The 17712-nt window shown below is 58.6% G+C and carries 18 protein-coding genes; 10 read left to right on the top strand and 8 right to left on the bottom strand.

All coding sequences use genetic code 11. The annotated features are described in order from the left end of the window. The first annotated feature begins 58 nt into the window (after positions 1–58). On the top strand, positions 59–1285 hold the full coding sequence (locus tag ACFQ14_RS10395; protein WP_377212951.1) for a putative DNA modification/repair radical SAM protein: 1227 nt from the start codon (positions 59–61) through the stop codon (positions 1283–1285). 4 nt (positions 1286–1289) lie between these two features. Further along, positions 1290–2780, top strand: coding sequence for a UdgX family uracil-DNA binding protein (locus ACFQ14_RS10400; protein ID WP_377212665.1), 1491 nt, complete (start codon positions 1290–1292; stop codon positions 2778–2780). On the opposite strand, the gene ACFQ14_RS10405 is transcribed toward ACFQ14_RS10400, so the two are convergent. Then, complete coding sequence (locus tag ACFQ14_RS10405) at positions 2768–3184, bottom strand: hypothetical protein (protein ID WP_377212666.1); 417 nt, start codon at positions 3182–3184, stop codon at positions 2768–2770. The genes ACFQ14_RS10400 and ACFQ14_RS10405 overlap by 13 nt on opposite strands. 225 nt (positions 3185–3409) lie before the next feature. Here ACFQ14_RS10405 and ACFQ14_RS10410 point away from each other — a divergent pair, with 225 nt between their 5' ends. Next, on the top strand, positions 3410–4657 hold the full coding sequence (locus ACFQ14_RS10410; RefSeq protein WP_377212667.1) for a bifunctional alpha/beta hydrolase/OsmC family protein: 1248 nt from the start codon (positions 3410–3412) through the stop codon (positions 4655–4657). Here the strand turns inward: ACFQ14_RS10410 and ACFQ14_RS10415 are convergent. The 3 genes from ACFQ14_RS10415 to ACFQ14_RS10425 are packed head-to-tail and all read right to left on the bottom strand — an operon-like array spanning position 4647 to position 7839. Continuing rightward, entirely contained in the window at positions 4647–5513 is an 867-nt protein-coding gene (locus ACFQ14_RS10415; protein WP_377212668.1) for an SMP-30/gluconolactonase/LRE family protein, read from the bottom strand. The genes ACFQ14_RS10410 and ACFQ14_RS10415 overlap by 11 nt on opposite strands. Further along, positions 5510–6025 carry a hypothetical protein gene (locus ACFQ14_RS10420; protein ID WP_377212669.1) on the bottom strand — a complete coding sequence of 172 codons (516 nt, stop codon included), beginning with the start codon at positions 6023–6025 and terminating at the stop codon, positions 5510–5512. The genes ACFQ14_RS10415 and ACFQ14_RS10420 overlap by 4 nt, the downstream gene beginning before the upstream one ends. Before the next feature lie 8 nt (positions 6026–6033). Beyond that, positions 6034–7839: an IlvD/Edd family dehydratase gene (locus tag ACFQ14_RS10425; protein WP_377212670.1), complete on the bottom strand. Its 1806-nt coding sequence runs from the start codon at positions 7837–7839 to the stop codon at positions 6034–6036. Between the two features lie 88 nt (positions 7840–7927). On the opposite strand from ACFQ14_RS10425, the gene arfB reads away from it, so the two are divergent. Next, positions 7928–8362 (top strand): alternative ribosome rescue aminoacyl-tRNA hydrolase ArfB, encoded by a 435-nt coding sequence (arfB, locus tag ACFQ14_RS10430; protein WP_377212671.1) that lies wholly within the window; start codon positions 7928–7930, stop codon positions 8360–8362. On the opposite strand, the gene gcvA is transcribed toward arfB, so the two are convergent. Then, positions 8359–9318, bottom strand: a complete 960-nt coding sequence (gcvA, locus tag ACFQ14_RS10435) for a transcriptional regulator GcvA (RefSeq protein WP_377212672.1) — start codon at positions 9316–9318, stop codon at positions 8359–8361. The two genes, arfB and gcvA, sit on opposite strands and share 4 nt — an antisense overlap. Before the next feature lie 124 nt (positions 9319–9442). On the opposite strand from gcvA, the gene ACFQ14_RS10440 reads away from it, so the two are divergent. Next, positions 9443–9613, top strand: a complete 171-nt coding sequence (locus tag ACFQ14_RS10440; protein ID WP_377212673.1) for a hypothetical protein — start codon at positions 9443–9445, stop codon at positions 9611–9613. Here ACFQ14_RS10440 and ACFQ14_RS10445 read toward each other — a convergent pair. The 3 genes from ACFQ14_RS10445 to ACFQ14_RS10455 are packed head-to-tail and all read right to left on the bottom strand — an operon-like array spanning position 9610 to position 11410. Continuing rightward, positions 9610–10503 carry an MBL fold metallo-hydrolase gene (locus ACFQ14_RS10445; protein WP_377212674.1) on the bottom strand — a complete coding sequence of 298 codons (894 nt, stop codon included), beginning with the start codon at positions 10501–10503 and terminating at the stop codon, positions 9610–9612. The two genes, ACFQ14_RS10440 and ACFQ14_RS10445, sit on opposite strands and share 4 nt — an antisense overlap. Positions 10504–10521: 18 nt before the next feature. Further along, positions 10522–10971 carry a DUF6691 family protein gene (locus ACFQ14_RS10450; RefSeq protein ID WP_377212675.1) on the bottom strand — a complete coding sequence of 150 codons (450 nt, stop codon included), beginning with the start codon at positions 10969–10971 and terminating at the stop codon, positions 10522–10524. A 4-nt stretch (positions 10972–10975) separates the two neighbouring features. Beyond that, positions 10976–11410 carry a YeeE/YedE family protein gene (locus ACFQ14_RS10455; RefSeq protein ID WP_377212676.1) on the bottom strand — a complete coding sequence of 145 codons (435 nt, stop codon included), beginning with the start codon at positions 11408–11410 and terminating at the stop codon, positions 10976–10978. A 150-nt stretch (positions 11411–11560) separates the two neighbouring features. Here ACFQ14_RS10455 and ACFQ14_RS10460 point away from each other — a divergent pair, with 150 nt between their 5' ends. The 5 genes from ACFQ14_RS10460 to ACFQ14_RS10480 all read left to right on the top strand — a co-directional run bounded on the left by ACFQ14_RS10460 (position 11561) and on the right by ACFQ14_RS10480 (position 17620). Next, entirely contained in the window at positions 11561–12592 is a 1032-nt protein-coding gene (locus ACFQ14_RS10460; protein ID WP_377212677.1) for an NADP-dependent oxidoreductase, read from the top strand. A 78-nt stretch (positions 12593–12670) separates the two neighbouring features. Continuing rightward, a complete protein-coding gene (locus tag ACFQ14_RS10465) occupies positions 12671–13705 on the top strand; it encodes an ABC transporter ATP-binding protein (protein WP_377212678.1) in 1035 nt (344 codons plus the stop codon). Then, complete coding sequence (locus ACFQ14_RS10470; RefSeq protein ID WP_377212679.1) at positions 13702–14694, top strand: ABC transporter ATP-binding protein; 993 nt, start codon at positions 13702–13704, stop codon at positions 14692–14694. Before ACFQ14_RS10465 ends, ACFQ14_RS10470 begins: the two co-directional genes overlap by 4 nt. Positions 14695–14804: 110 nt before the next feature. Continuing rightward, positions 14805–16511, top strand: a complete 1707-nt coding sequence (locus ACFQ14_RS10475) for a peptide ABC transporter substrate-binding protein (protein WP_377212680.1) — start codon at positions 14805–14807, stop codon at positions 16509–16511. 80 nt (positions 16512–16591) lie between these two features. Beyond that, complete coding sequence (locus ACFQ14_RS10480) at positions 16592–17620, top strand: ABC transporter permease (RefSeq protein ID WP_377212681.1); 1029 nt, start codon at positions 16592–16594, stop codon at positions 17618–17620. Positions 17621–17712 lie beyond the last annotated feature (92 nt).

The following is a 17712-nucleotide window of genomic DNA, read 5'->3' on the forward strand; positions in this document are numbered from 1 at the left end:
TACCATTGCCAGACCCAAAGCCGCCCCGCCCGCCGCGCCGGAGCAAAAGCGTGGCCGAATGGGCGTGCGCGAGAAACTAGAAGTGCTGGCAGACGCAGCCAAGTACGATGCTTCATGCTCGTCGTCGGGTTCGGAACGCCGCTCCTCTGTGGGTGGCAAGGGAGTTGGTTCAACCGAATGTTCCGGCATTTGCCACGCTTATGCGCCGGACGGGCGCTGCATATCGCTGCTGAAAGTGCTGCTGACCAATTATTGCAAATATGACTGCCTGTATTGCGTCAACCGCATCTCCTCCAACGTTCAGCGGGCGCGGTTCACGGTGGAAGAGGTCGTGCAGCTGACGCTCGACTTCTACAAACGCAATTACATCGAAGGCCTGTTCCTCTCCTCCGGCATCATGCGCAACGCCGACTATACGATGGAACAGGTGGTCGAAGTGGCCCGTCAATTGCGCGTGGTTCACGATTTCCGCGGTTACATCCACCTGAAAACCATCCCCGAAGCCTCGCCCGAACTGCTGGCCAAGGCCGGGCTTTATGCCGACCGGCTGTCGATCAACATCGAAATGCCCACCGAACAGGGGTTGGAGGCTCTTGCGCCGGAAAAGAATGCACCGGGCATCAAGCGCACCATGGCACGGCTGAAACTGAACATGGATGAATACAAGGAAGAGCGGAAGAAAACCCGCAAGGTGCCGAAATTCGCCCCCGCCGGACAATCGACTCAGATGATCGTCGGTGCCGATGATTCCCGCGACAGCGATGTGCTCACCACTTCATCCACGCTTTATTCCGGCTACGGTTTAAAGCGCGTCTATTATTCAGCCTTCTCTCCTATCCCAGATGCGAGCAAGAACCTGCCGCTCATCAAACCGCCGCTGATGCGCGAGCACCGGCTCTATCAGGCCGATTGGCTGCTGCGCTTTTACGGCTTCGATGTGGGTGAGATTACGTCCGCCACGCCCGACGGAAATCTTGATTTGGCCATCGACCCCAAGCTCGCTTGGGCCTTGGCAAACCGCCATTGGTTCCCTGCCGATGTGAACCGTGCCCCGCGCGAATTGCTGCTGCGTATTCCGGGCATCGGCACCAAGGCTGTGTCGCGTATTCTTTCTGCGCGGCGCTATACAAAGCTGCGACTTCAAGATTTGACCCGCCTGTCCAACGGTGTGCGCAAGGCCATGCCCTTCATCATCGCCGCCGACTGGCAGCCCGGCGCGCTGACCGACAGCGCCAACCTCCGCGCGCGGTTCCAGCCAAAGCCCAAGCAACTCGACCTCTTCTAGCGTTATGAAAACGATCCTCCTCGACGCGCCCGACGATTTCGAAAGCTGGCGAGCGGGCGCCAAAGTGGCGTTGATGGCGCAGCTGCCGCCGTCTGATATCCGCTTCAGCGTGCGCGGCGAGACCGGCTCGCTGTTTGACGATCACGGCGTCCCGCTGAACGTTGCTGTCGCTCCCGTTGTTGCGCGGAAAGTTCGTGCGCCGCTGGTGCCGAAAGCGTTTCTTGATCTTGCCCGCATGGTGGTTTGTCACAGCGACCATGCCCGTTTCGACCTGCTCTACAATCTTCTCATCCGTTTGCAGCAAGATAAGTCTCTGCTGCGCCAAAGCGCTGACGCGCAAGTGCACAAGGCCAGCCGTCTGGCCAAAGAGGTCAGCCGCGACCGACACAAAATGAAAGCCTTCGTCCGTTTTCGCAAAACTGGTGAGACTGCCGAAGGCACTGAACAATTCGTTGCGTGGTTCGAGCCCACCCATCACATCGTGCGCCTGACAGCCCCGTTCTTCATGCGCCGCTTTGCGGGGATGCACTGGTCCATCCTAACGCCGGAACGCTGCGCCCACTGGGATGGCGAAAATCTGACTTTCTCCGATGGCGTTCCAAAGTCTCATGCGCCCGATGATGATGCGTTGGAGGATTATTGGCGCTCCTACTACGCGGCGATTTTCAATCCGGCGCGGCTAAAGGTCGATGCCATGCAATCCGAAATGCCAAAGAAATATTGGAAAAACCTCCCAGAAGCCGAACTCATCCCCGGCCTCATCGCCAAAGCCCAAGAGCGCGAACGCACAATGCGCGACGCGCAACCGACTGTGCCCAACGACAAGATGATGGTGCATCTGCACCAAGCTGTCCGCGATGAAACGCCCGAAGCGATCAACTCGCTGGATGATGTTGGTACCGGGCTAAAGGCTTGCCGCGCTTGCCCGCTGTGGCAGCCTGCAACTCAAGCCGTGGCGGGGCGCGGACCGAATAGCGCTTCGCTCATGCTGGTGGGCGAACAACCCGGTGATCGCGAAGACCTCGAAGGCAAGCCCTTCGTCGGCCCCGCCGGTCAATTGCTGCGGCAGATTATGGGAGAAATCGGTCTGGCAGTGGACGATGTTTACATCACCAACGCCGTCAAACATTTCAAGTTCACACCGCGTGGCAAGCGGCGCATCCACCAAAATCCGCGTGCAGGCGAAATTGATGCGTGCCGGTTCTGGCTGCAAAAGGAAATTGAATTGGTGAAGCCAAAGGTTATTGTCGCCCTTGGCGCGTCTGCCATCCGTGGCATCACCGGCAAATCAGGTTCGGTAAGTGCGCTTCGGGGCGCGGTACATCCGCTGGAGAATGGCGCCAAGCTGATTGTGACGAATCATCCGTCAGCGCTGCTGCGCATGAATAACCCTGCGCAACGTCAATCAGCTCAAGCGGCGATCGCAGACGACCTGACCCGTGCGGCGATGGCCGCAGGGCATATCATTGACAAACAAGCAGCTCAGGCTTCTTGAGCCCCGTCGGCATTGTCTTCGTCGGCACCGCTTTCGTCAGCATCATCCATCACCGGGCGCAGCGACACCACATTGGCAGAACGTGCCAGCGTGATTTTGTTGTCTTTCTGCTGTTCGGCAAGCGTGGCTTCCACGTTACGCGATTGCTGAAAAATTATGTCGCCAGCCGTGCCAAAAGCGCGGCGCAGCGTCATGCGATCACAGCTTGATGCGATCAGCAGAGCCAGTTTGTTGAGATGACGCCGCTGATAGCAAAACTTCGCCAGACGGGCGCGGTTTTCCAATGGCAGTTGACGGGCGATTTCCACCGCGTCGATGGGTTCGGCGTGCACGAGCTCGTTAAAGAGCGTATCCGAAATCGGCACGGTCTTTTCGTTGAGCGAATGGGCGTTGGCACTTCTCATGACAGCCTCCTGTGTTGAGGCGTGCATCATCGGCCCACGGAGGTTAACACCGTATGAACAAGTTTGAGTAAAATTGCGGGAAATTCCTGCTGGTTAATAACCCGATACTCGTAAACAACCGGTGACCAAACAGGGTTAATTTCCATTAACCAACGCAATTTCGTGACTTTGGCGTGAACGCCGATCCATGGCAGGGTTCGCCATCTTCTTTTTGGAATTGCCATCATGCCCGCACTCGACGCAACGACGATCAAAACCTCTTTTCCCGGTCACAACGGTGACTTATTGGCCGCAAGGCTTGATGTGCCAGCGGGGCCGGTGCGGGCGACGGCCCTGTTTGCCCATTGCTTCACCTGTTCCAAAGACCTGCTGGCAGCGAGGCGTATCGCGGCGGAACTGGCGCGGGCGGGCATTGCCGTCTTGCGGTTTGATTTCACGGGGCTGGGGTCATCGAAGGGAGAATTCGCGCACACGAATTTTTCGTCCAATCTGGAAGATCTGCGCATCGCTGCTGATTATCTGCGCACGCACCACACCGCACCGTCGCTGCTGATCGGCCATTCGCTCGGCGGCGCGGCCATGCTGGCTGTGGCGGCAGACATTCCCGAAGCGCAAGCGGTCGTGACGATTGGCGCACCGTCGAGTGTCGACCATGTGGTGCATAATCTCGGTGCCAAGCTGGACGAGATCGAACGCGCCGGCAAAGCGCAGGTCGATTTGGCGGGCCGCAACTTTACCATCGAGAAGCAGTTCATCGACGATCTGCGCTCCATAACGCTCACCGATCGTGTGGCGGCATTGCGCAAGCCGCTGCTGATTCTTCACTCGCCCATCGACAACACGGTGGGCGTGGAAAACGCGACGGAAATCTTCACCGCCGCCCGCCATCCAAAGAGTTTTGTGTCGCTTGACCGCGCCGACCACCTGCTGACCCGCGAGAGCGATGCGGCCTATGCGGCATCGGTGATTGCGGGATGGGCGGGCAAATACTTGCCGGATGATGCGCCCCAAGCGGGGGAACCTGTCGAGCACATCGTCGTGGCGGAGACGGGGGAGGGTAAATTTCAAAACACCGTTCTGGCGGGGCGGCACCGCCTGTTTGCCGATGAACCCGTCAGCTATGGCGGGCTCGATTCCGGCCCGTCACCCTACGATTTCCTCGGCGCTGCCTTGGGTGCCTGCACGGCCATGACATTGCGCATGTATCTGGAGCGCAAGGAAATCGCGATGGGGCGGATCACGGTTCAGGTCTCCCACGCAAAGGTTCATTCGCAGGATTGCGTGGAATGCGACGACGCGCGCAAGGCATCGAAAACCCGTGTGGATCGTTTCGAACGCATCATCCATGTGGAAGGCGGCTTTCCCGATGGGCTGGAGGCGAAGATTTTGGAAATTGCCGATAAATGCCCCGTCCACAGAACGCTGGAAGCCTCCAGCGTGGTCGCCACAAAGCTGGATGAGGCTACACGATAAGCTGGTGTTCCCGCACTCCCGGCACGTCCACTTGCATCATAAAGCACCGCCCCGCATCGGGCTGATCGCTCAGCTGTTCCTTCGAAAGCCCTTCGCTGGCTGAGGTCATGTAGAGCGTTCTAAGATCATCGCCGCCAAAGGCCGGGCAAGTCGGCTGGCTGATGGGCAGATCAATCACCCGATCAAGCGACCCGTCCGGCGCATAGCGAGCGAGCCGCGACGCGCCCCATTGAGCGTTCCAAAGATAGCCTTCCGCGTCGCAGACAGCGCCATCGGGGTTGAGGTTTTCGTCCCGCAGATTGATGTGAACCTCCCGCTCGCCCACCGGATTGCCGTGGTCATCGAGCGGCCAACGCCAGATTACCTGTTTGCGCGTGTCGGCCAGATAGGCCGTCTTGCCGTTAGGTGAAAAGCATGTGGCGTTGGGAATCGAAACACGGTCGAACAGGCATTCCAGCTTGCCGCGCTTCAACCGGTAATAAGCGCCGACCGCTGGCTCCAGCGCCCGGCCCATCGTGCCGATCCAGAACGAGCCATCCGGGCCAACCCGTCCGTCATTGGAACGAGTGGTCTCGTTATCGGCTTCCATGTCGACCAGCGTTTCCCAGTGGCCCTGCTCAACGTCGAATTTCTGCAAGCCGCTGGCGGTGGCCACGACAAGCGTGTCCTCGTCCAGCCATCCGCAGGCGGACGCGGGTTCGCCAAAGTTCCATCGGCGCATCTGCCCGCCGAACTTGTTCGACGAATACAGCTCGCCCTTGATGATATCGAACCAATAAAGCCGCTCCCGCAAAGGATGCCAAAGCGGGCCTTCTCCAAGAATACAGGTGGGGCCGAATGGGGTGATGTTGCTCATTCTACCAGCCCCAACCGCGTAAGAGCGGATTGAACGGAAGTTTCAGACACGTTGAACAAATCCGATTGAGAAACTGTCGATATGATCTTCTCAATGTCGAGCTTTTCCGACAGATCAAGCCACCCATTCAATTGCTTGCAAAGCATTTTGATCGCCTTGCGCTTCTCAATGCCCTGTTGAGCCGCCCAGCGGCCATAAACCACCGCTTCGTCGACAGTTACTTCATCGGAAAAGCCGTCAAATTGCCCGCGCACGAAGTTATCTTGTGCTGGCGTCGTCTCAGCGTTTTCCAACATCATATAAACCAGTGTCGCAGCGCTGGTGATGGGATCATCAATCGCCGTTATGGGCGACTGTTCGTTGGCTGTGCGAATTTTGTTGCGGCGGTATTTGCCCTTCATACGTCCAGCAGCATCAATAACCTCCGAGCCGGCGTCGCGGATGATTTTTACCCGATACCACCAAAAAGCAGCCGCGCCGAGAAACGCTACAATTATTCCCAAGATATGCATGATGGAGCCTAGTGATTATCCCTCGGAACAATTTTCGCCACGTCCCTATATTTTACGGCCGGTTTCAGCACCATGCCTTCTTCGAATTGATCGACCATGCCGCGCTGGATTTCCTGCCACGGGGTTTGGTGATCGGGGACGTAGTCGAGGCGGCCCTTGGCCAGTTGCGCATCCACGGCCTTTTGACGCTCGGCAAATTCCGCATCTGAAATCAGAATATTCGCTTCGCGCTTGTTCAAATCGATGCGCACTTGATCGCCGGTTTGCAAAATCGCCAGCCCGCCGCCGACAGCAGCTTCGGGAGAGGCGTTCAGGATTGACGGCGAGCCGGACGTGCCCGACTGGCGGCCATCGCCGATGCAGGGCAGCGAGTTGATGCCGCGCTTCAGCAGGGCATCGGGTGGCTGCATGTTCACCACTTCCGCGCCGCCGGGATAACCAATCGGGCCAGCGCCACGGATGAACAGCAGCGTGTATTCGTCGATGCCAAGGCTCTCGTCGTTGATCCGCGCGTGATAGTCCTCGCGCCCGTCAAACACGACCGCACGGCCCTCAAAGGCGTTGGGATCATCGGGGTTGGAGAGATACCGCTCACGGAATTCGTCGGAAATCACGGACGTTTTCATGATCGCCGTGCTGAACAGATTGCCCTTCAGGTTGAGGAAGCCCGCGCTTTGCACCATGGGCTTGTCGTAGGGCCAGATGACCTTGTCATCCATCACCTCAGCGCCCTCGCAATTCTCGCCAATCGTCTTGCCGTTGACCGTCATCGCATTGGGATGGGGCAGTTTGCCCTTCTCCATCAGCTGATTGACGATGGCGGGCACGCCGCCCGCATGGTGATAATCCTCGCCCAGATATTCGCCTGCCGGTTGCAGGTTGAGCATCAACGGAATGTCGTAGCCCAAATCCTCCCAGTCCTGATTGTCGAGCTGCACACCCAGATGGTTGGCGATGGCCTTCAGGTGGATGGGCGCGTTGGTGGAGCCGCCGATGGCGGAATTGGTGACAATGGCATTTTCAAACGCCTCGCGCGTCATGATGTCGGAGGGTTTCACATCGTCCCAAACCATGTCGACGATGCGCTTGCCGGTCCAATAGGCCATGTTGGCGCGCTCTTTATGGACGGCAGGAATAGCGGCAGAACCGGGCAGGCTCATGCCCAAAGCTTCGGTAAGCGAGTTCATGGTCGTGGCCGTGCCCATCGTGTTGCAATAGCCGGGCGAGGGCGCAGACGATGCCACGATGTCGGTGTATTCCTCGTAGGACAGATTGCCCGCCGAAAGTTCTTTCTTCGCATGCCATTTGATCGTGCCGGAGCCAGTGCGCTGTCCCTTGTACCAGCCGTTCAACATCGGCCCGACGGAAAGCGCAATCGCGGGAATGTTCGCCGTCGCTGCAGCCATCAGGCAGGCAGGCGTTGTCTTGTCGCAACCGATGGTCAGCACCACACCGTCGATTGGATAGCCGAACAGGGTTTCCACCAAGCCCAGATAGGCCAGATTGCGGTCGAGATTGGCGGTGGGACGCTTGCCGGTTTCCTGAATCGGGTGGACGGGAAACTCAAACGCGATGCCGCCAGCTTCACGAATGCCCTCGCGCACGCGCTCGGCCAGAATGATGTGATGGCGGTTGCAGGGCGAAAGGTCCGATCCCGTCTGCGCGATGCCGATGATCGGCTTGCCCGATTGCAACTCCTCGCGGGTGATGCCCCAATTCATGTAGCGCTCGATATAGAGCGCCGTCATGTCGAAATCGTCCGGGTTTGCGAACCAGAGTTTGGAGCGAAGCTGCGACTTGTCGATCTTGGCCATACGTGTGCCTTGGGCTTGTTTTTGGTTGCCGCGATTCAGCGTCAGGCTGCAGGATTTGTCAAACGGTTCCGCCGCATTAAAAGGGGGCATGGCCGAAACCCGCATCCCCATCAAACACGCGACTTATATTCTGGAAAGCGATCTGGAAGAGAAGTTTGTCCATTCCGGCGGACCGGGCGGCCAGAACGTCAACAAATTGGCGACCGGCGTACAGCTTCGCTACAACCCGCGCCGCGCCGCCACCCTGCCTTGGCCGGTCATCGCCAAGGTCGAACAGGTCGCAGGCAAGCGGTTGAACGCGGAGGGCGATATCGTCATTTCCGCCACGCGCTTTCGCAGCCAGGAGAAAAACCGCGATGATGCCCGCAAGCGCCTTGTTGCGCTGATCGAAGAAGCCGCCGCGCCGCCGCCGCCCAAGCGCAGGCCGACGCGGCCCACTTTGGGTTCAAAAAAGCGACGACTGGAAAGCAAGGCCAAACGCGGCACGGTGAAGAAACTGCGCGGGAAAGTGGATCCGGACTAGGCGTCTATGCGCTCAATGCCGTGGTCTTTCACGAAGGCGTCGATCGCGTCCGCCTGATCGTCGGCCTCATCGCGCAGCCAGCCTTTGAAACGCAGCACCTTATCGTTGTCGAGCGCGGCGGGTGGGCAGCAGAAATAGAAGCCGCCAAAGGACGCGACCGCCTGCTTGAACGGCGTCATGAGCCGTCCGGCCTTGAGATCGCGGAACGCAAACCCCAGCCGCCCCATCACAATGCCTGCGCCGTCGACCGCGGCTTCGATGCAATGGTCCGCATGGCTAAACCTTGAGCCGCGCTTGGGGTCGACACCGCCATAGCCCATCGCGGACAACCAGCGCGGCCAGTGGCCTTCCGGCGCGAGGAAGCCGAGCGAATCATCGTGGATCAGCTTTACTCTGGAAAACAGCGCTTCATCCGCCACGCCGCCGAGTTGCTCAAACAGGGAGGGTGAAATCATCGGAATGGATGTCTCTTCAAACAACGGCTCAACATAGAGCCCCGGATAGTCCCCCGCACCGAACCGCACCGCCGCATCGACACCATCGGCGGCAAAATCTGTCAGGCGTGTCGTGGCCGAGAGGCGGAAATCCAGTTCGGGGTTTTCCTCCAGAAAGAAATGCAGACGGGGCGCGAGCCATTTGGCGGAAAAGGCGGGGCCGCAGGAAATCACCAGCGTGTCGTCGTCCTCGACTTGCCGGAAACCATCGAAGGCCCGCTCCATCTGCTGAAACGCCGCTTGAACTTCCACCGCCAGCGCCTGGCCTCGCGGCGACAGCGATACATGTCGATTGGCCCGCACAAACAGCGCAACGCCCAGATGCTCTTCCAATTGCCGGATTTGATACGACAGGGCCGAAGGCGTCACCCCAAGTTCGGCGGCAGCCTCCTGAAACTGGCCGTGGCGGCTGGCTGCTTCAAAAGCGCGAACGGAATTCATGGGTGGGATGGCGCGGGACATGGGCTTCACTTCAAATTATTTGAAGCGAAGCTGAAACATTCCGCGTTTGTTTGCAAGCCGGTCTGCGCGTATCTCTTGGGCCAAGGCGAACGCATTGATCGCCAAAGCATCAAGGACAAGCACCATGACCCGCACAAACACTAACAGCACCACCCGCCAGGATTTCCGCGGCTCCGATTTGACGGCGATGGATTTCAACCAGAAGGTTTCGCACGGAATGCGCCAGGCCCGCATCGAACGCGCTCAAGCGGTTCGCGATATGTTTAGCGGTCTGTTCGGCGCAAAAGTGCGTTAAAGCCCGTTTACCGGTACTTTCAACATGGGGTTGCCCTTGTCGTCCCGGGGCAATTCCCCCGCCCGCATGTTGACCTGAAGGCTGGGGATAATGAGACGCGGCATGGCCAGCGTCTCATCCCGCGCCTTGCGCATGGCGATGAACTCGTCGCGGGTAACAGCACTGCCTGATTTCGTGCCGATATGTATGTTATGCTCGCGCTCTTCGCGCACAGTCGTTTCCCAACGGATTTCGCGTCCATTTGGCCCGTAATCGTGGCACATGAACAGGCGCATATCGTCAGGCAACGACAAAACCCTTTGAATTGAATCGTAAAGCTCGCCCGCATCCCCGCCGGGGAAGTCGGCCCGCGCCGAGCCGCCATCAGGCATGAACAGGGTGTCGCCCGTAAACGCCGCATCGCCCATCACATGCACCATGCAAGCGGGCGTGTGGCCCGGTGTTGCGATAGCGGTCGCGGTCATCGCGCCGATTTGGTAGGTATCGCCGTCTTCAAACAGCGCATCGAATTGCGAGCCGTCGCGCTGAAACTCGGTGCCTTCGTTGAAGATTTTGCCGAAGACCTCCTGCACTTCCATAATCCGCGCGCCAACGCCGATCTTCCCGCCCAGTCTGTCCTGAATATAGGGCGCGGCTGAAAGATGGTCAGCGTGGACATGGGTTTCGATGATCCATTCCAGCTTGAGGCCTTGCGCTTCAATGTAGGCGATCATCTCGTCCGCATGGTCCTGCGTGATGCGTCCGGCCGCGTAGTCGAGGTCCATGACGCTGTCGATCACAGCACAAGCGGGGCCATCGGGCTCCTTCACCACATAGGAAATGGTGTTACTGTCCTCGTCAAAGAAGGCTTTGACGTGGGGCTTCACGTTCATATTGGCTTCGAATTCCATATCGGCTCCTCCTCTTCGTTATGCAGTGTTTTCCGCAATTGCGGCTTTGGCAAGGGTGCGCGAATTGGCAAGCCACATCCCCACCAGCATGGAGACGACAAAAACCAGCACCGATGTCGTGTTCGTCAGGCTCAGCGGCAGCGCGGCCAGCGCCGGCCCGGGGCAAAAGCCGCCAAGCCCCCAGCCGATGCCAAAGGTTGCCGCTCCGCCCAAAAGGGGCGCGTCAATGTCTTTGCGGGTGGGAAACTGGAACTTTTCGGCAAACAGGGGTTGGCCCGCCAGCTTTTTCAAAAGGAAATAGCCCGGTGCCGTTACAGCAATGGCGCCGCCCATGACAAAAGCAAGGCTTGGATCCCATGTTCCGAACAGATCGAGAAAGTTTTGCACTTTGGCAGGGTTCGTCATGCCGGAAAGGCCAAGGCCGAGGCCGAAAATCAGACCGGCGATAAGAGCGGAAATCGAACGCATGATCTCAGCCTCCCACCACGTGACGAAGAATGAGCACGGTGACAAACGCTGTCGCCATGAAGGTCACCGTTGCCACAATCGAGCGCACGGAAAGCCGCGACATGCCGCAAACCCCGTGGCCGGAGGTACAGCCATTGCCCGTGGCCGAGCCGAAGCCAACCAGCAGACCCGCAACTGCCAGCAAGGGCAGTGTGGCTGTGATGGTTTGTGGCGGCGAAAAGCCGAAGACGAGCAGCGCCAACGGCATGGCGAGAAGCAGCCCCAGCACGAACATCACGCCGGGCGCCATTGCGCTTTTGTCTGTCGAACCCGGCAGCAATTTCGAAACGATGCCGCTGATGCCGGCGATGCGCCCATTGGTTGCCATCAACAGCACGGCGGACAGGCCGATCAGCGCGCCTCCGATCAGCGATTGTATGGGTGTGAAGTCGGTTTCCATAGTGTGCCCCAGTCTGTGACTTTGTGATTTTCATGCCGATTCAGGGATCGGCGCTTACCCTCTATATAGGCAATCGAAATCGCTATCGGTAGGGCGTTGGTTTGGTTTGAAAACTTCTGTAGCCTGCCGCTTCAAACAGGAGAGATACCCATGACCCAAACCGCATCCACAAACCGCCGCGTCGTGCTGGCCGAGCGCCCCAAAGGTGCGCCGGACGACAAGACTTTGCGCCTTGAAGAAAGCGCGATGCCCAAGGCGGGCAAGGGTGAAATGCTGCTGCGCACGGTCTATCTCTCGCTTGACCCCTACATGCGCGGCCGCATGAACGACACGAAGTCTTACGCCACGCCGGTGGAAATTGGCGGCGTGATGACGGGGCAGGTGGTGGCTGAAGTGGTGACGTCTGACGTCGACGGTTTTGCGGTCGGCGACATGGTTCTCCACGGCAGCGGCTGGCAGGATTATGCGGTCAGTGACGGCAAGGAAGTCATCAATCTGGGTGCCAATCCCGACAATCCATCCTGGTATCTCGGCATCTTGGGGATGCCCGGTTACACAGCGCATGCGGGCCTGTTGAACATCGGCGAACCTAAAAAGGGCGAAACGGTTGTAGTTGCCGCCGCGTCCGGCCCTGTTGGCGCAACGGTTGGGCAGATCGCCAAGATCAAGGGCTGCCGTGTCGTTGGCGTCGCAGGCGGTGCGGAGAAATGCGCTCATGTGGTCGACACTCTCGGCTTCGATGCCTGCATCGACCACCGCGCGGATGACTTCGCTGCGCAGTTGAAAGCGGCTTGTCCTGATGGCATCGACGTTTACTTTGAAAACGTCGGCGGCAAGGTTCTTTACGCCGTTTTGCCACTGCTGAATGCCTTCGCTCGCATGCCCGTTTGCGGCGTTGTCTCCTGGTACAATCTGCCCGGGTTGCCCGATGGGCCTGATATGGGCCCTGCGATCATGGGCACAATTTTGCGCATGAAGGTGAAGGTTCAGGGCTTCATCATTTTCGACAGTTTTGGCCCCGAGCATCACAAGGCGTTTATCGCGGATATGAAGTCTTGGCTGGCAGACGGGCAAGTGACGTACAAAGAGCAGGTGGTGGATGGTCTGGAAGCCGCGCCCGCCGCGTTGAACGATCTGCTGGTGGGAAAGAGCTTTGGCAAGATGGTGGTGAAGGTTGGATAATGCCCCGTTTGACTGCGCGGTTTCGCGCGGAAGGAAACGCATTGCCACGGAGCCAATTTTGCGCCTAGTCTTTGGTCCATGAGTACGGGTGGTATCCTAGTTCGCGAAGATAAAGCGCAGCCGCACAGCGATGCTGCGGGGGCAGTTCTCGCTGTCGAAAATCTTCACACTGTGTTTCACACACAAGACGGCGATGTTCATGCGGTGAACGGCGTGTCGTTTTCACTCAAACCCGGCGAATTGCTCGGCGTGGTGGGCGAATCCGGTTCCGGCAAAAGCGTGACCATGATGTCGCTGCTGAAACTGCTGCCCATTCCTCCCGCTGAAATCACTTCCGGCTCCGTGATGTTCGATGGCCGCGATCTTCTGTCACTTTCATTACAGGAGCTGCGGGAAGTGCGCGGCGGTGACATCGGTTTCATTTTTCAAGACCCGATGACGTCGCTCAATCCTGTCTTCACGGTCGGTTTCCAGATCATTGAACCGTTGAGGGAGCATCTTGGCCTTTCCAAGCGCGATGCGCGCAAGCGGGCGGTGGAACTGATGGAAATGGTCGGCATTCCAAGCCCTGAACAACGGTTGAAGGATTTCCCGCACCAATTCTCCGGCGGCATGCGCCAGCGGGTGATGATCGCCATTGCGCTAGCCTGTGACCCGAAAGTCCTAATCGCGGATGAGGCAACAACGGCGCTGGACGTGACGGTGCAGGCCCAGATCATCGAACTCATCAAAGGCCTGCGCGAAGAACTTGGCATGGCCATCATATGGATCACCCACGACCTCGGCGTGGTGGCGGGCATCGCCGACCACGTGGCCGTGATGTATGGGGGGCAGATCGTCGAATATGCCGACGTTGAGAGCCTCTACGCCAATCCGTCTCACCCTTATACGCAGGCGCTGTTGGAAACCCTGCCGGGCCACGGCGACCATGAAGACGGGCGGCTCATGTCGATTCCCGGCCAAGCGCCCAATCTGCTCAATCCGCCCAATTCATGCCCATTCGCGCCGCGCTGCCGCCACCGCTTCGACAAATGCGACGCGGCCAATCCACCCTTGTTCAAGGTGGGCGACGATCAAATCGCTGCCTGCTGGCTGCTGGAGGATCGTGCATGACGGCTGAAACCCTGCTCAGCGTGGACGATCTGAAAATCCACTTTCCCATCCACGCCGGAATTTTCCGTCGCAAGGTTGGGGCTGTCAAAGCCGTCGATGGGGTGAATTTTGAGATCAAGCGCGGTGAGACACTGGGACTGGTGGGCGAATCCGGTTGCGGAAAATCGACCGCAGGCCGCGCCGTGCTTCGCCTTTATGACCCCACCGCGGGCAGCGTATCATTCGAAGACGTAAACATCGCCGCGCTTTCCCACGCAGACATGCGCGCCATGCGCCCACGCATGCAGATGATTTTCCAAGACCCACAAGCCTGCCTCAATCCGCGTATGACGGTCGGCACCATCATCGAAGAGCCGATGGTGGAACACACCAAAATGAACGCCAAAGAGCGCGAAGCAAAAGTGCAGGAATTGCTGGAGGCGGTGGGCATGAACCCGTCTTTCGCCAGCCGCTACCCGCACGAATTTTCCGGCGGTCAGCGCCAGCGCATCGGCATTGCGCGAGCCCTGGCGCTAGACCCGGATTTCATCGTTTGCGACGAGCCGATCGCCGCGCTTGATGTTTCCATCCAGGCGCAGGTGGTGAACCTCTTGCAGGATTTGCAGAAGCAAAAGGGACTGACCTACTTGTTTATCAGCCATGACCTGTCGATGGTGCGCCACATCGCGGACCGGGTGGCGGTGATGTATCTGGGCAAGATCATGGAACTGGCGACCCGCGATCAGTTGTTCGCTTCCCCTGCCCATCCTTACACCAAGGCGCTGCTCTCCGCCGTGCCTGTGCCGGATCCTCAAGCGGAAAAAACCCGCACGCGCACGATTTTGACCGGCGATGTGCCGAGCCCCGCCAACCCGCCACAGGGCTGCGTGTTCTCCACGCGGTGTCCACTGGCGCAAAAGATGAACGACAAAAAGTGCTTTACCGAGCCGCCCGCATGGCGTGAACTTGGCGACGGAAGACGCGTCGCCTGCCATTTCGCGGAAGGCTGACGCCGCTTTCATCCGCACCCAAAGGCGCGGGTGGAGAGACAAACTGTTCGCATCGCGCGGACGCAACCAAACAGCCCGGATCAACTGGGCACAGACAGGGAGAAATAAGTATGAAACTTCTCAAAACGCTTCTGTTGGCAGGAGCCGCTTCAACGATGATGGCCAATGTCGCCATGGCCGAGCGCGGTGCCGATGGTCAGCTCAACATCATCTACTGGCAAGCGCCTTCCACCATGAACCCGTATCTGTCGGGTGGCACGAAAGAAATTGAAGCCGCATCGCTGGTGCTTGAGCCGTTGGCAAAATACGACGAAGTGGGCGCGCTTGTTCCCGCCCTCGTTGACGAAATTCCAACGGTTGCCAATGGCGGTATTTCCGAAGACCTCACCTCCATTACGTGGAAGCTGAAAGAAGGTCTGCTTTGGTCTGACGGCACGCCGGTGACCGCAGAAGACGCCCGTTTCACGTGGCAGTATTGCACCGACCCTGCCGGTGGCTGCGCCCAGCTTGGGCAATTTGAAGACGTAAAAGACGTCGTTGCCGTCGACGAACGCACGATCCGCATCGAATTCACCAAGCCAAAGCCGCACCCCTATGGCCCGCTGACGGGTGGCCAGTCGCCGGTTATCCAGAAAGCCCAGTTTGCCGATTGCACGGGCGCAAAAGCTCCCGAATGCACCGAGCAAAACTTTAACCCTGTTGGCACGGGCCCGTTCTCGGTCACCGAGTTCAAGCCCAACGATGTGATCCAGTTCGCCGCCAACCAGAATTACCGCGACCCGGCAAAGCCCGCCTTTGCGACCGTCCTGTTTAAGGGTGGGGGCGATGCCGCATCGGCTGCCCGTTCAGTGCTGGAAACCGGCGAGTTCGATTACGCTTGGAACCTCCAGGTGGAGCCAGAAATTCTCACCCAGATGGCAGCTGCTGGCAAAGGCATGGTCGTTTCGTCTTTTGGCACATCGGTTGAGCGCATGATGATCAACCAGACCAATCCGGACCCGGCTCTGGGCGACAAGCGCTCTACCCGCGAAGGTGGTGCGCACCCGTTTCTGACGGACCCGAAAGTTGTCTTGGCTTTGTCGCTCGCAATTGACCGCGATATTCTGGTGGAAGCCGGTTACGGCGCTGCCGGTCGTCCGACATGCAATGTGCTGCCCGCACCGGCAGTCTACGCTTCGACCGCAAATGATGAATGCCTCACCCAAAACGTCGACAAAGCCAAAGCGCTTTTGGAAGAAGCCGGTTGGACCGACAGCGATGGCGACGGCATCCGCGACAAGGACGGCATGAAGCTGTCTGTCCTATATCAAACCTCCACCAACGGTGTGCGCCAAGGCACGCAGGCGCTGGTGAAGCAGATGTGGGACGCCATTGGCGTGGAAACCGAGCTTCGCAACATCGACGCTTCGGTCTTCTTCGGCGGCGACCCATCCTCGCCGGACACGTTCCAGAAGTTCTACGCGGACATTGAAATGTACACGAACAACTTCAATGGCACCGACCCGGAGAAATATATGGCCAGCTGGACGTGCAGCAACATCCCAAGCCCTGAAAACGGCTGGCAGGGTCAGAACATACCCCGTTACTGTGACCCGGCTTACGACGCGCTGGTCGATGAAATGGGCAAAACCGCTGATCCGGCCAAGCGTGCCGAATTGGCCAAGAAGATGAACGACATGCTGATGCAAGGCGGCGTGATCATTGGCCTTGTCCACCGTGGTGGTGTGTCGGCTCATTCCAACACGTTGCAAGGCGTGAAAATGAACGAGTGGGATTCCGAACTTTGGAATGCCGCCGACTGGACGCGCAAGAAATAAGCGCATCTGCATAGATCATTGCACCGGCCCTCATTTGGGCCGGTGCTTTTCCCTTTGTATAGTCAGTCAGGGTGCGAAGCATGGGTTCCTACGCAATACGCAGATTGTTGTTCGCAATCCCGACCCTTCTGGTAATCTCATTCATTATTTTTGGCCTGCTTGACCTAGCCCCCGGCGACCCAACAGGCCAACTTCCGCTAACCATTCCACCGGAAGTGCGCGAACAAATCCGCGAAGCTATGGGCTTCAACGAACCTTTCATTGTGCGCTACTGGTTGTGGCTGAACCAGTTCCTCGTAAACGAACCACTCAACCTCATCGAAACCGCTTGCAAGGGCGCTTGGTGCGATGGGTTTGTCACGGGTTCCGAAGACCGTCTGCGCGTCACGTCATGGTCCACCCGCTCGCCGGTTGTTGACCTCATCATCGAGCGCACCCCACAGACGCTGTGGGTGGTTGGCATGTCCTATGTGGTGGGCATCTTGATCGCCATCCCCATCGGCGTCATCTCCGCCTATCGCCAGTATTCCTGGTTCGATCAGATTGGCACGTTCATTTCCATGATCGGCTTTTCAGTGCCGACCTTCTTCACCGGCGTGTTGATGATCGTCATCTTCTCGGTGTGGTTGGGCTGGTTCCCCTCGGTCTATGACACGACGCTGGTGGTCAATTCGTGGGAGACGTTCTGGCTACAGGTGAAGCAGATGATCATGCCCGTAATGGTGCTGGCCCTGTTCAACGCCTCTCAGATTTCGCGCTTCATGCGCGCTTCCATGCTGGATAATCTCAATCAGGATTACGTCCGCACGGCTCGCGCAAAGGGCTTGGGTGAAAAGGTCGTGGTTCTCGTTCACGTGCTGCGCAATTCGCTCATTCCGGTCATCACGGTTATCGCGCTGGGCGTGCCGCAGATCTTTGGTGGCGCCATCATCACCGAACAGATCTTCCGCGTGAACGGCCTTGGTGCTCTGCTGATCAACGGCATTCAGGGCGCAGACTATCCGCTGGTGCAGACGCTCACCTTCCTGTTCGCCGTCCTCATCGTTGTCTTCAACCTGATAGCCGACCTGCTCTACGGCATTCTCGACCCGAGGATCCGCTATGACTGATCAGACCAACCAAGACGCGGCCATCGGCCCGGCCCGCAACCCGCGCAACGATGGCGCTGACGGTTCAACCGTGATGGGTGGCAACATGCTGG

The organism is Pseudahrensia aquimaris, assembly GCF_042676045.1.
Classification (GTDB): domain Bacteria; phylum Pseudomonadota; class Alphaproteobacteria; order Rhizobiales; family Rhizobiaceae; genus Pseudahrensia; species Pseudahrensia aquimaris.